The organism is Streptomyces hesseae (genome assembly GCF_031845785.1).
GTDB lineage: Bacteria > Actinomycetota > Actinomycetes > Streptomycetales > Streptomycetaceae > Streptomyces > Streptomyces hesseae.
This window is the reverse complement of record NZ_JAVRFI010000001.1, coordinates 310,833-326,237: the sequence shown is the minus strand read 5'-3', so window position 1 is coordinate 326,237 and position 15,405 is coordinate 310,833. Positions and strand designations below refer to the sequence as shown.

The following is a 15,405-nucleotide window of genomic DNA, read 5'->3' as shown; positions in this document are numbered from 1 at the left end:
ATCGACCCGGCCACGCTCAAGGGCAGCAGGACCGGCGTGTTCTCCGGAGTCATGTACCACGACTACGCCCTGAACGTGTCGCCCTCGGGCACCAGCGGAGGCAGCGTCGTATCCGGCCGCGTGTCCTACACCTACGGGTTCGAGGGCCCGGCGGTGACGGTGGACACGGCGTGCTCGTCGTCGCTGGTCGCGCTGCACCTCGCGGTGCAGGCGCTGCGCTCGGGCGAGTGCTCGCTGGCGCTGGCCGGCGGTGCGACGGTGATGTCGACGCCGGGCATGTTCATCGAGTTCAGCCGTCAGCGCGGGCTCTCCGCCGACGGCCGCTGCAAGGCGTTCGCCGGTGCGGCCGACGGCGTCGGCTGGTCCGAGGGCGCGGGCGTCCTCCTCGTCGAGCGGCTCTCCGACGCCGTGCGCAACGGCCACGAGGTGCTCGCGGTGGTACGGGGCACAGCGGTGAACCAGGACGGGGCCAGCAACGGCTTCTCCGCCCCCAACGGCCCCTCGCAGCAGCGGGTGATCCGCCAGGCCCTGGAGAACTCCGGCCTCGCGCCCACCGACGTCGACGCGGTGGAGGCGCACGGTACGGGTACGACGCTGGGTGACCCGATCGAGGCGCAGGCGCTGCTGGCCACGTACGGTCAGGACCGGCCGGAGGACCAGCCGCTGTGGCTGGGCTCGGTGAAGTCCAACATCGGTCACGCGCAAGCGGCGGCGGGTGTCGCGGGCGTCATGAAGATGGTCATGGCGATGCGGAACGGCCTGCTGCCGAAGACCCTGCACGTGGACGAGCCCTCGCCGCACGTCGACTGGTCGGCCGGTGCCGTGGCACTGCTGACCGAGCCGACCGCGTGGCCCGAGACCGGCCACCCGCGGCGCGCGAGCGTCTCGGCCTTCGGTATCAGCGGCACGAACGCGCACGTGGTCCTGGAACAGGGACCGCGGCCGGAGACCCCCGAACCGGATGACGACTCCGCCGGCATCGTGCCGTGGCTGGTCCACGCCGCCACGCCGGAGGCGCTGCGTGACCAGGCCGACCGGCTCCGGTCGTTCGTCGCCGCTCGCCCGGAGCTCACGCCGTTCGAGGTGGCGCACTCACTGGCCACGACCCGGTCGGCCCTGGAGTGCCGTGCGGCCGTCGTCGGCACGGACCGCGCCGAGCTGCTCGACGGCCTGGAGGCCCTCGCACGCGGCGAGTCCGTACCCGCCGCCTTCACGGCCTCCGCGCGGAGCAACGACTCGACGGCCGTGCTGTTCTCGGGTCAGGGGTCGCAGCGGCTGGGGATGGGCCGGGAGCTGTACTCCCGGTTCCCGGTGTTCGCGGATGCGTTCGACGCGGCGTGCGCGGGGTTGGACGAGCACCTGGAGCGTCCGCTTCGGGGCGTCGTCTGGGGCAGGGACGAGGAGCTGGTCAACCAGACGGTGTATGCCCAGGCCGGGCTGTTCGCGGTCGAGGTGGCGCTGTTCCGGCTGGTGGAGTCGTGGGGTGTTCGGCCGGAGTATGTGGCCGGTCATTCGATCGGTGAGGTGGCGGCGGCGCATGTGGCCGGGGTCTTCTCGCTGGCGGATGCGTGTGCGCTGGTGGCGGCTCGTGGGCGGCTGATGCAGGAGCTGCCTTCGGGTGGTGCGATGGTGGCGGTCCGGGCCACGGAGGACGAGGTCCTGCCGCTGCTGACGGACGACGTGTCGATCGCGGCTGTCAACGGCCCGTCGTCGGTCGTGGTCTCGGGCGCGGAGGAGGCGGTTGCAAGGATCGCCGGGCACTTCGAGTCCGAAAGTCGTAAGACGAGCCGTCTGCGCGTCTCGCACGCCTTCCACTCGCCGTTGATGGAGCCGATGCTGGCCGAGTTCCGGGAGGCCCTGGAGGGCATCGCCTTCGGCACCCCGGCCGTCCCGGTCGTCTCCAACCTCACCGGCGCGCTCGCGACGGCCGAGGAGCTCGGGTCCGCCGAGTACTGGGTGCGGCACGTCCGTGAGGCGGTCCGCTTCTCCGACGGGATACGCACCCTGCAGTCCGAGGGTGTGACCCGCTTCCTGGAGCTCGGCCCCGACGCCGTGCTCACCGGGATGGTCAAGGACACCCTGGGCGACGCCACGGACGACGGTGCCCTGACGGTGTCCGCTCTCCGCAAGGGCAGGGACGACGCCACGAACCTCGTGACCGCTCTCGGACATCTGCACGTACACGGCGCCGCCGTGGACTGGCACGCGTACTTCGCCGGCCGGAACGCACGCCGTCTCGACCTGCCGACCTACGCCTTCCAGCGCGAGCGGTACTGGGTGAACGCCACGACCGGCACGGGCGACCTGAGCGCCACCGGTGTGGACACGGTGACACACCCGATGCTGGGCGCGGTCCTGCGGCTGCCCGACTCGGACGGCGTGGTCCTCACGGGCAGGCTGTCGGTGTCGACGCACCCGTGGCTCGCCGACCACGCGGTGCGGGGCACCGTACTCGTCCCGGGCACCGGACTGCTGGAGCTCGCCGTCCGGGCCGGTGACGAGGTCGGCTGCGACGTGCTGGAGGAGCTGACGCTCGCCGCGCCGATGGTGCTGCCCGAGCGCGGCGCGATACAGGTCCAGGTCGTCGTGGGCACGGACGAGGCCGGGCGTCGCCCGGTGGCCGTGTACTCGCGACGGGAGGACGCGGGCGACCGCGCGTGGGTCCGCCACGCCTCCGGATTCCTCACGGCCGACGCTCAGAAGACGGCGGCGTTCGACCTGAGCGCCTGGCCGCCGGCCGGCGCGGAACCGGTACGGCTCGACGGCGCGTACGAGACGCTGCGCGAGCACGGCTACGGCTATGGCCCGGTATTCCAGGGCCTGCGGGCCGCGTGGCGGGCCGGCGATGAGCTGTTCGCCGAGGTGGCGCTGCCGGAAGGCGTCGACGGTGGGGCGTTCGGCCTCCACCCGGCGCTGCTGGACGCGGCGATGCACGCCGCGATCCTCTCCGGCGCGGGCGACGGCGAGACCAGGATTCCCTTCGCATGGACCGATGTGGCGCTGCACGCCGTGGGCGCCTCGGCGGTCCGGGTGCGCCTGTCGCGGCTCGACGACGGCGGGCTGGCACTGGCTGTCGCTGACACGACCGGGCGACCGGTCCTCTCCGTGGGCTCGATGGTCGGCCGACCGGTGTCGGCCGAGCAACTCGACGCGGGTGACGGCTCGGGCGAGTCGCTGTACGGGATCGAGTGGTCCGGTGCGGTGACGGCGGTCGACGGTGCGTCGGTGTCGTGGGCGCCGTGGGACGAGGCCATGGGCGCGGAACCCGGCGCCGTGCCGGATGTGGTGGTGCTGGACTGCGGCGTGACACCGGAGGGCGATGTGCCCGACGGCGTACGGACCGTACTGCACCACGCACTGGACGCGATCCGGCGCTGGCTGTCCGACGAGCGCTTCGAGGGTTCGCGGTTGGCTGTGGTGACCCGCAACGCGGTGGCTGTGGCTGATGGTGCGGCGTTGGATGTGGTGCAGGCTCCGGTGTGGGGTCTGTTGCGTTCGGCGCAGGCGGAGAACCCGGGCCGGTTCGTCCTGGTGGACGCCGATGGCGAGCCGGGGGAGGCGCTGGTCACGGCGCTGGCTTCGGGTGAGCCGGAGGTGGCGGTCCGTGGTGGCGAGGTGTTGGTGCCGCGCCTGGTGCGTGTGACCTCTCCGGCAGCGGATGTCTCCCTCGATGTCGAGGGTGGTGTGCTGATTACCGGTGGCACGGGTGGTCTGGGCGCGGTCGTGGCCCGTTACCTCGTGGCCGAGCGTGGTGTCCGGTACTTGACGCTGACGAGTCGCCGGGGCCTGGAGGCCCCGGGTGCGCCGGAGCTCGTAGCGGAGCTGACCGCCATGGGTGCTGACGTAAGCGTCGTCGCCTGTGATGTGTCCGATCGTGCGGCGCTGGTCGCTGTGGTGGACGGAATCACCACCGACCGGCCGCTCACCGCTGTGATCCACGCTGCCGGAATCGGCGACAGCGCACTGGTCGACGCCCTCACTCGCGAGCAGGTGGACTCCGTGCTCGCGCCGAAGGCGGACGCGGCCTGGTGGCTGCACGAGCTGACCCGTGAGATGGACCTGGCGGCGTTCGTACTGTTCTCGTCCGCGGGCGGCCTCGTGCTGACCGCCGGGCAGGGCAACTACGCGGCGGCCAACGTCTTCCTCGACGCCCTGGCGCAGCAGCGCCACGCCGAGGGGCTGCCGGCCACCGCGATGGCGTACGGCCTCTGGGAGGTCGGCGCCGGGCTCGGCCAGTACCTCAGCGACATCGACCGCAAGCGCATGGCCAACCAGGGCGTCCCGGCACTCTCGTACGAGGCCGGCCTGGAACTGTTCGCGGCCGGGCTGCGCTCCCAGCGGCCCACGGTCGTCCCCATCCACGTCGACACGGCCGCCCTGCGCACCCGTACCGACGAGATCCCCGCCCTCCTGCGCGGCTTCGCCCCCGCGGTACGCCGATCGGCGGCCGCCGGGGACGGCATGGCGGCGGGCGAACCGGCCGGCTTCGAACAGCGGCTCGCGGGACTGTCGGCCAACGAACGAAACCGCGCGGTGCTTCAGATCGTGCGTGGTCAGGTGGCGGCCGTCCTCGGGCATGGGTCGGCTGAGGCGATCGGGCCGGACCGGGCGTTCCAGGAGCTCGGTTTCGACTCCCTGGCGGCGACCGAGCTGCGCAACCAGCTCAACCGCATCACCGGACTCCGCCTCCCCGCCACGCTCGTCTTCGACCACCCCAACTCCCGCGCCGTCACCGACCACATCGAGGCCCAGCTGGCCCCGGTGACGGACGGACCCGGTGCCGGCGGCGTCGAGGACGACATCCGCCGGGCACTCCAGACGATCCCGACGAACCGGCTGCGCGACGCGGGCCTGATGGACAGCCTCCTCGAACTCGCGGAGGTACGAGGACTGCCGACCGGCCCGGATGCGGAGGAAGCGTCCGACATCAGCGTCGACGAAGCCGTCGACACCGACGGCGAAGCGCTGCTGGCCGCCCGTAGGGAGACCGCCCGGCTCCGGAAGCACAACCGCGAGCTCTCCGCGGCCCGGCACGAGCCCATCGCCATCGTCGGCATGGCCTGCCGCTACCCGGGCGGCGTGACCAGCCCCGAGGACCTGTGGCGGCTGGTGACGTCCGGTGGCGACGCGATCTCCGCGTTCCCGGAGGACCGCGGCTGGGAGGGCTTCCAGGACGCGGGCCAGTACCCCCGCCTGGGCGGGTTCCTCGACGAGGTGGCCGGCTTCGACCCCGCGTTCTTCGGGATCTCCCCGCGCGAGGCCCTCGCCATGGATCCCCAGCAGCGGCTCACCCTGGAGCTGTCCTGGGAGGCCCTGGAGCGGGCGGGCATCGACCCGACCTCGCTCAAGGGCACCCGGACCGGTGTCTTCGCCGGTGTGATGTACCACGACTACCCGGGCAGCGACGGCAACGGCAGCGTGGTGTCCGGCCGGGTCTCCTACAAGCTCGGCCTGGAGGGGCCCGCCGTGTCCGTGGACACCGCGTGTTCGTCCTCCCTGGTCGCGCTGCACCTCGCCGTGCAGTCCCTGCGGCAGGGCGACTGCTCCCTCGCCGTGACCGGCGGTGTCACCGTGCTGTCGACCCCGGGCGTGTTCGCGGAGTTCGGCCGTCAGGGCGCGCTCGCGTCGGACGGCCGCTGCAAGTCCTTCGCCTCGGCTGCCGACGGCACGGGCTTCTCCGAGGGCGCAGGCTTCCTCGTCGTGGAACGGCTGTCGGACGCCCTGCGCAACGGCCACCCCGTGCTCGCCGTGGTCCGTGGCTCCGCCGTCAACCAGGACGGCGCGTCCAACGGCCTGACGGCGCCCAACGGCCCGTCCCAGCGCCGGGTCATCCGCCAGGCCCTCGCCAACGCCCGCCTCGCCGCCGACCAGATCGACGCGGTCGAGGCCCACGGCACGGGCACCACGCTGGGTGACCCGATCGAGGCGCAGGCGCTGCTGGCCACGTACGGTCAGGACCGGCCGGAGGACCAGCCGCTGTGGCTGGGCTCGGTGAAGTCCAACATCGGTCACACCCAGGCCGCCGCCGGTGTCGCGGGCGTCATCAAGATGGTCATGGCGATGCGGAACGGCGTCCTGCCCTCCACCCTCCACGTGGACGAGCCGTCGTCCAACGTCGACTGGTCCGAGGGAAGCGTGCGCCTGCTGACGGAGACCAGGGAGTGGGGTACGACCGGCCGCCCGCGCCGGGCCGGCATCTCGTCCTTCGGCATCAGCGGTACGAACGCACACGTCCTGGTCGAGCAGGCACCGCCGATGGAGAACGAGGCGGAGAGGGACGCGGCGCCGGTCGTGGTGCCGTGGCTGTTGTCCGCCCGCGACGAGAACGCCCTGCGGGCACAGGCCGAGCGCCTGCTGACGCTGCTGGACGCCGGGGCCGATCACAGCCCGCTCGACGTGGCGTTCTCGCTCGCCACGACCAGGGCTGCCCTCGATCACCACGCGGCGATCGTCGGCACGGAGCCCGACGAGCTCGTCGCCGGCCTGCGCGCCCTGGCGCGCGGCGAGGCGGCGAACGGCCCCCGGGCCGAGGGGCTGCTGGCCGTACTGTTCTCGGGTCAGGGGTCGCAGCGGCTGGGCATGGGCCGGGAGTTGTACGGGCGCTTCCCGGTGTTCGCGGATGCGTTCGACGCGGTGTGCGCGGGCCTGGACGAGCACTTGGACCGGCCTCTGCGCGAGGTGGTCTGGGGTGAGGACGAGGAGCTGATCAATCAGACCGTCTTCACCCAGGCCGGGCTGTTCGCGGTCGAGGTCGCGCTGTTCCGGCTGATGGAGTCGTGGGGCGTACGCCCGGAGTATGTGGCCGGTCATTCGATCGGTGAGGTGGCGGCGGCGCATGTGGCCGGGGTCTTCTCGCTGGCGGATGCGTGTGCGCTGGTGGCGGCTCGTGGGCGGCTGATGCAGGAGCTGCCTTCGGGTGGTGCGATGGTGGCGGTCCGGGCCACGGAGGACGAGGTCCTGCCGCTGCTGACGGACGACGTGTCGATCGCGGCTGTCAACGGCCCGTCGTCGGTCGTGGTCTCGGGTGCGGAAGAAGCCGTTCTGGAGATCGCTTCCCATTTCGAGTCCGAGGGTCGTAAGACGAGCCGTCTGCGCGTCTCGCACGCCTTCCACTCGCCGCTGATGGAGCCGATGCTGGCGGAGTTCCGGGAGGCCCTGGAGGGCATCTCCTTCGGTACCCCGGCCGTCCCGGTCGTCTCCAACCTCACCGGTGACCTCGCCAAGCCCGAGGAGCTGGCCTCTGTCGACTACTGGGTGCAGCACGTCCGTGAGGCGGTCCGCTTCTCCGACGGGATACGCACCTTGCAGTCCGAGGGTGTGACCCGCTTCCTGGAGCTCGGCCCCGACGGTGTCCTGACCGCCATGGCCGAGACCTCGCTCACCGGCGAAGCCAGCTTGATTCCCGCTCTGCGCAGGAACCAGGCCGAGGAAACCGCTGTCGTGGATGCGCTGTCCCGGCTGCACACTTCCGGTGAGCAGGTGGACTGGGCGGCGTTCTTCACCGGTACCGGTGCCCGTCGCATCGACCTTCCCACCTACGCCTTCCAGCACCAGCGTTTCTGGCCGGCGGTGATGACGCCTCTCGGCATCTCGTCCGAGGCCGACCATCCGCTGCTGGGTGCGGCGGTGGAGCTGGCGGGCTCCGACGGTTTCCTCTTCACGGGGCGGCTGTCGCTCCAGACCCACGCGTGGCTGGCCGATCATGCCGTCCTGGGCTCGGTGCTGGTGCCGGGTACGGCGCTGGTGGAGCTGGCGCTGCGGGCCGGTGACGAGGCGGGTTGCGGTCTGCTGGAGGAGCTGACGCTGGCCGCGCCGCTGGTCCTGCCCGAGAGGGGTGGCGTCCAGGTGCAGGTCCGGGTCGGCGAGCCCGACGTCGCGGGCCGCCGCGCCGTGACCGTCCACTCGCGGCCCGACGACGGTCAGGACCAGCCGTGGACCCTCCACGCGCAGGGCACACTGGCCGACGGTGCCGGCTCCGCCGCCGCGTTCGACGCGACGGTATGGCCGCCGGAAGGCGCCCAGGCCATTGATATGGCAGGCGGCTACGAGCGGTTCGCGGAGGCCGGTTTCGCGTACGGTCCGGTGTTCCAGGGTCTGCGGGCGGCGTGGAAGCTCGGCGATGATGTGTTCGCCGAGGTGGCGCTGCCGGAGGGCACCGATGGTGGGGCGTTCGGCCTCCACCCGGCGCTGTTCGACGCCAGCCTGCACGCCGCTGCCTTCAGCGGTGGCGAAAGCGAAGGCCAGGGCGGTGTCCCGTTCTCGTGGACGGGCGTCTCGCTCCACGCCACTGGTGCTTCCGCCGTCCGGGTTCGCATCCGTACGGCCGCCGACGGCGGTGGAATGTCGATCGCGATCGCTGATGCGGCGGGTGCGCCTGTCGCCTCCGTCGACTCGCTCGTGGTCCGGCCGATCGCGGCCGACCAGCTCAACACAGTGGACCGGGACTCGCTGTTCCGGCTCGACTGGACCCCGGTCCAGGCCACGGATGCCGAAGCCGTCCCGTACGTGGATCTCGACTCGCTGACCGAGGCGGACGCTGTTCCCGCAGCAGTAGTGGTCGAGGTCGGCGGTGAGGCCGACGTCGTAGGGTCGACGCACGAGCTCACCGCTCGTGTCCTCGGTCTGCTTCAGTCGTGGCTGACGGAGGAGCGGTTCGAGGAGTCGCGTCTGACGTTCGTCACGCGTGGCGCCACCACGGGTGGCGATCTGGCCGGTGCGGCGGTGTGGGGCATGGTTCGTTCGGCGCAGTCGGAGAACCCGGGCCGTTTCGGCCTGGTGGACCTCGACGGCGACGACGACACCACCGCGTCCGTCCTGCCGCGGGCACTCGCCCTGGACGAGCCGCAGTTGCTGGCCCGGGACGGTGAGTTCCTGGCTCCCCGGCTGGCACGCGTGGAGAAGCAGTCGACCGCCGAGGTCTCCTGGAGCCCTGACGGTACGGTCCTGGTCACGGGTGGTACGGGCGGTCTCGGCCGTATCGTCGCCCGGCACCTGGCCACCCACCACGGCGTACGCAGCCTCCTCCTGGTCAGCCGCAGCGGCCCCGCCGCCGAGGGCGCCCAGGAACTCGTCGCCGAGCTGGCCGCCGAGGGTGTCGACGTGGCCGTGGAAGCGTGCGACGTCGCGGACCCGGACGCCGTGGCCGAGCTCGTCTCGCGGCATCGCATCACGGCCGTGGTGCACACCGCCGGTGTGCTCGACGACGGAACCATCGCCTCCCTCACCCCGGATCGCATCTCCACGGTCCTCCGTCCGAAGGTCGACGCTGTCTGGAACCTCCACGAGGCCACCGAGCACCTCGACCTCGACGCCTTCATCACCTTCTCCTCCGTCGCCGGTACCTTCGGCAGCCCCGGCCAGGCCAACTACGCGGCCGGCAACGCCTTCCTCGACGCACTCGCGCTGATGCGGCGCGCCGAGGGCAGGGGAGCGGCCCTGTCGCTCGCCTGGGGACCGTGGACGCAGGACAGCGGTATGACCGGCGCGCTGAGCGAGGCCGAGGCCGAGCGGATGACGCGTGCGGGCATGCCGCCGCTGTCGCCCGAGCAGGGACTGGCGCTGTTCGACGCGGCGCTGGCCGGCGCCGCCGCCGGCGGTGAGGCGGCAGTGCTGCCCGTCCGTCTCGACCTGCCGGTGCTCCGGAACCGGGGCGAAGTGCCGCCGCTGCTGCGCGGGCTGATCCGTACGCGGGCCACTCGCCGTGCGGGCGCGGCCGCGGCCTCCGGGCTGGTCCAGCGCCTGGCCGGGCTGCCCGCGCCGGAACGGCACGAGGCGCTGCTCGACGTCGTGCGCGGGCAGATCGCCACGGTCCTGGGCCATGCCGGCTCCGCCGAAGTGGACCCGACCCGAGCCTTCCAGGACCTCGGCTTCGACTCCCTGACGGCCGTCGAACTCCGCAACAGGCTGCGTTCGGTGACCGGCCTCCGGCTGCCGGCGACAGTGGTGTTCGACTACCCGACAGCGGGGGCCCTGGTGGGCTTCCTGCTGGAGGAGCTGTTCGGCGGGGACACCGAGGCCGGGGCTGTCGTCCCGGTGCGGGTGCTGCCGCCGGTCGCGGACGACCCGGTGGTGATCGTCGGGATGAGCTGCCGCTTCCCGGGCGGGGTCTCGTCGCCCGAGGACCTGTGGCGGCTGGTGTCGGACGGCGTGGACGCGGTCTCCGGCTTCCCGGCCGACCGCGGCTGGGACCTCGACGCGCTCTACAACCCCGACCCCGACCACATGGGGACCGTCTACACCCGTGAGGGCGGTTTCCTGCGGGAGGCGGCGGAGTTCGATCCGGCGTTCTTCGGCATGAGCCCTCGTGAGGCCCTGGCGACGGACTCTCAGCAGCGTCTGCTGCTGGAGGCGACGTGGGAGGCGATCGAAAGGGCCGGCGTCGACCCGGTGTCGCTCCGCGGCAGCCAGACGGGCGTCTTCGCCGGCGTGATGTACAACGACTACGCCAACCTTCTCTCCGGGCCTGAGTTCGAGGGCTATCAGGGCAGCGGGAGCGCGGGCAGTGTGGCCTCGGGCCGGGTGTCGTACACCTTCGGTTTCGAGGGTCCGGCGGTGACGGTGGACACGGCGTGCTCGTCGTCGCTGGTCGCGCTGCATCTGGCGGCGCAGGCGCTGCGCTCGGGCGAGTGCTCGCTGGCGCTGGCCGGCGGTGTGACGGTGATGTCGACCCCGACCACGTACATCGAGTTCTCGCGTCAGCGCGGACTCTCCCCGGACGGCCGGAGCAAGGCGTTCGCGGAGGCGGCCGACGGCGTCGGCTGGTCCGAGGGTGTGGGCATGCTGGTCCTGGAGCGTATGTCGGACGCCCGTCGCAACGGCCACCGGATTCTGGCGACCGTGCGCGGCTCGGCGGTCAATCAGGACGGTGCTTCGAACGGTCTGACGGCCCCGAACGGTCCGTCGCAGCAGCGGGTCATCCGCCAGGCGCTCGCCAGCGGCGGACTGTCCACCGCGGATGTCGACGCGGTCGAGGCGCACGGCACGGGCACCACTCTGGGTGACCCGATCGAGGCGCAGGCGCTGCTGGCCACGTACGGTCAGGGGCGGCCGGAGGACCGGCCGCTGCTGCTCGGCTCGATCAAGTCCAACCTCGGCCACACGCAGGCGGCGGCCGGTGTCGCGGGTGTCATCAAGATGGTCATGGCGATGCGGCACGGAGTCCTTCCGCAGACGCTGCACGTCGACCGGCCGTCCACGCACGTGGACTGGTCCGCGGGCGCCGTGGAACTGTTGACCGAGCAGACGGCCTGGCCGGAGGGTGAAGGACCGCGCAGGGCGGGTGTGTCGTCGTTCGGCATCAGCGGGACGAACGCGCACGTGATCCTGGAGCAGGCCGAGCCGGAGCAGGCCGAGCCGGAGCCGGAGTTTGTGGAAGCCCCCGAGTCGGGCGCGGTCGTGCCCTGGGTGCTGTCCGGCAAGACCGAGGCCGCTCTGCGGGAACAGGCCGCGCGCCTGCTGACGCACGTCGACGGCCGTCGGCCGACGGATATCGGCTTCTCGCTGGTGTCGAGCCGGTCGAGCTTCGCGCATCGTGCGGTGGTACTGGCCGCCGACGCGGAGTCGCTGACGGGAGCACTCGCCGCGCTGGCGTCGGGTGAGCCCGCTGCCGGTGTGGTCGAGGGCCCGGTGGGCTCGGGGAGGACGGCGCTGCTGTTCTCGGGCCAGGGCTCCCAGCGGCTGGGCATGGGCCGGGAGTTGCACTCCCGCTTCCCGGTGTTCGCCGAGGTGTTCGACGCGGTCTGCGCGGGCCTGGACGAGCACTTGGAGCGTCCGCTTCAGGATGTCGTCTGGGGTGAGGACGAGGAGCTGATCAATCAGACCGTCTTCACCCAGGCCGGCCTGTTCGCGGTCGAGGTCGCGCTGTTCCGGCTGGTCGAGTCGTGGGGCGTACGCCCGGACTTCGTCGCCGGGCACTCGATCGGTGAGATCGCGGCGGCACACGTCTCCGGCGTCCTCTCGCTGGCCGACGCCTGCCGGCTCGTCGCCGCTCGTGGGCGGCTGATGCAGGAGCTGCCTTCGGGTGGTGCGATGGTGGCGGTCCAAGCGACGGAGGTCGAGGTCCTGCCGTTGCTGACGGACGGTGTCTCGATCGCGGCTGTCAACGGCCCGTCGTCGGTCGTGGTCTCGGGTGCGGAAGAAGCCGTTCTGGAGATCGCTTCCCATTTCGAGTCCGAGGGTCGTAAGACGAGCCGTCTGCGCGTCTCGCACGCGTTCCACTCGCCGCTGATGGAGCCGATGCTGGCGGAGTTCCGGGAGGCCCTGGAGGGCATCGCCTTCGGCACCCCGGCCATTCCGGTCGTCTCCAACCTCACCGGTGACCTCGCCAAGCCCGAGGAGCTGGCCTCTGTCGACTACTGGGTGCGGCACGTCCGTGAGGCGGTGCGCTTCTCCGACGGGATACGCACCTTGCAGTCCGAGGGTGTGACCCGCTTCCTGGAGCTCGGCCCCGACGGCGTCCTGACCGCCATGGCCGAGGAGTCGCTGACCGAACCGGCCACCCTCGTCCCCGCGCTCCGCAGGAACAGGGGCGAGGAGACGGCGATCGTCGGCGCACTCGCCGAACTGCACGTCCACGGTGTGAAGGTGGACTGGACAGCGTTCTTCGCGGGTACGGGCGCGCGCCGCGTGGACCTGCCGACGTACGCGTTCCAGCACCAGCGGTTCTGGCCCACGGGCACGGCCGTACGCGCCGGGGACGTCCGGTTCGCGGGCCTCGGCTCCGCCGAGCACCCGCTGCTGGGCGCTGCGGTGGAACTGGTCAACACCGATGGCTTCCTCTTCACGGGCAGGCTGTCCGTCCAGTCCCACCCCTGGCTCGGCGACCACGTGGTGCTGGGTTCGGTGCTGGTGCCGGGTACGGCGCTGGTGGAGCTGGCGCTGCGGGCCGGTGACGAGGCGGGTTGCGGCCTGCTGGAGCAGCTGACGCTGGCCGCGCCGCTGGTCCTGCCCGAGAGGGGCAGTGTCCAGGTGCAGGTCTGGGTCGGTGAGCCCGACGAGGCGGGCCGTCGCGCGGTGACGATCCACTCCCGTACGGGAGAGGAGCCGTGGACGCTGCATGCCAGCGGATACCTCGCTACAGGCGACGCGCAGGCGGAGGAATTCGCTGCCTCGGCATGGCCGCCGGCCGGAGCGGAAGCGGTCGATGTCGTGGACGCCTACGAGCGGTTCGCGGAGGCCGGTTTCGCGTACGGTCCGGTGTTCCAGGGTCTGCGGGCGGCGTGGAAGCTCGGCGACGACGTGTTCGCCGAGGTGGCGCTGCCGGAGGGCACCGACGGTGGGGCGTTCGGCCTCCACCCGGCGCTGTTCGACGCGAGCCTGCACGCCGCCGCGTTCAGCGGTGGCGAGGGTGAAGGCCAGGGCGGAGTTCCGTTCTCGTGGACGGGCGTCTCGCTCCACGCCACTGGTGCTTCCGCCGTCCGGGTCCGTATCCGTACGGCCGCCGACGGCGGCGGGATTTCGATCGCGATCGCCGATACGACGGGTGCGCCCGTTGCTTCCGTCGACTCGCTCGTGGTCCGGCAGATCTCGACCGACCAGCTCAACACCGCCGACCGCGACTCCCTCTTCGCGCTCGACTGGGCTCCGGTCCAGGCCACGGACGCCGAAGCCGTCTCGTACGTGGATCTCGAATCGCTGACCGAGGCGGACGCTGTTCCTGCGGCGGTTGTGGTCGAGGTCGGTGGCGAGGCTGATGTGGTGGCTTCGACGCACGAGCTCACCGCTCGTGTCCTCGGTCTGCTTCAGTCGTGGTTGGTGGAGGAGCGGTTCGAGGAGTCGCGTCTGACGTTCGTCACGCGTGGCGCCACCACGGGTGGCGATCTGGCCGGTGCGGCGGTGTGGGGCATGGTTCGTTCGGCGCAGTCGGAGAACCCGGGCCGTTTCGGCCTGGTGGATCTCGACGGCGACGACGACGCCACCGCGTCCGTCCTGCCGCGGGCACTCGCCCTGGACGAGCCGCAGCTGCTGGCCCGGGACGGCGAACTCCTCGCCGCCCGCCTCGCCCGCGTGACGGCCGAGCCGGCGGCTGAGGCCCCCTGGCGCTCCGACGGTACGGTCCTGGTCACCGGTGGTACGGGCGGTCTCGGCCGTATCGTCGCCCGGCACCTGGCCACCCACCACGGCGTACGCAGCCTCCTCCTGGTCAGCCGGAGCGGCCCCGCCGCCGAGGGCGCCCAGGAACTCGTCGCCGAGCTTGCCGCCCACGGCGTCGAGGCGCTGGTGGAAGCGTGCGACGTGACCGACCACGCCGCCGTGGCCGGGCTCGTCTCCCGGCACCGCATCACGGCCGTGGTGCACACCGCCGGCGTACTGGACGACGGAATCGTCGCTTCCCTCACCCCGGATCGCATCTCCACCGTTCTCCGGCCGAAGGTCGACGCTGTCTGGAACCTCCACGAGGCGACCAAGGCTCTCGACCTCGACGCCTTCGTCGTCTTCTCCTCCGCCGCGGGCACCTTCGGTACCCCCGGCCAGGCGAACTACGCGGCAGGCAACGCGTTCCTCGACGCCCTGGCCCGGCACCGCCGGGCCGAGGGACTCGTCGGCACGTCGCTCGCCTGGGGCCCGTGGGCCCAGGACAGCGGTATGACGGGCACGCTGACCGAGGCCGACGTCCAGCGGATCGCCCGTACGGGCATGCCGGAGCTCTCCGCGGAGGAGGGTGTGGCGTTGTTCGACAGGGCGTTGTCCCTGGCGGACGAGCCCGTGACGCTTCCGGTGCGGCTGGACCTCGCGGCGCTGCGCTCGCGGGGTGAGGTGCCGCCGTTGCTGCGCGGCCTGATCCGTACGCCGGGCCGCCGGGCGGCCTCCGCGGGGGCCGGTGGTGGCGCTGCCGCCGCCGATCTCGCCCAGCGGCTGTCCGGGCTGTCGGCGGTGGAGGGGCGTGAGGTCCTGCTGGACGCCGTCCGGGGGCAGATCGCCGTGGTCCTCGGGCACGCCGGTGGTGGGGAGGTGGACCCGGCCAAGGCGTTCCGGGACCTCGGCTTCGACTCCCTCACGGCGGTCGAGCTGCGGAACCGGCTCAGCGCGCTCACGGGCGTCCGGCTGCCGGCGACGCTGCTCTTCGACTACCCGACGGCCGGTGAGCTCGTGGACCACCTGTACGCCAAGGTGGCCCCGGCGGACTCGCCCTCCGGCCCGGAGGCGGTCCTGGGCGATCTCGACAAGCTCGAGAAGGCCTTCCTCGGCCTGGAGATCACCGAGGAGATGTTCGAGCGGGTCGCCGGCCGTCTGGAGGTGCTCCGGTCCAAGTGGGGCGCCCTGCGCGACAGCGGCAAGGTGGCCGGCATCGGCGCCGCGACCGAGGCCGGGGCCGGGGAGGACGCGGAGTTCGACTTCGACTCCGCCTCCGACGAGGACGTCTTCGACCTCCTCGACAACGAGCTCGGCCTCTCCGACGAGATCTGA

1 pseudogene (cut by a window edge) is annotated in these 15,405 nt (G+C 72.1%); it reads left to right on the top strand.

What is annotated here, in order from left to right:
• Nucleotides 1-15,405 (top strand): annotated as a pseudogene (locus RM609_RS01365) (SDR family NAD(P)-dependent oxidoreductase) (its annotated part extends 15,912 nt beyond the left edge of the window); the annotation flags it as partial.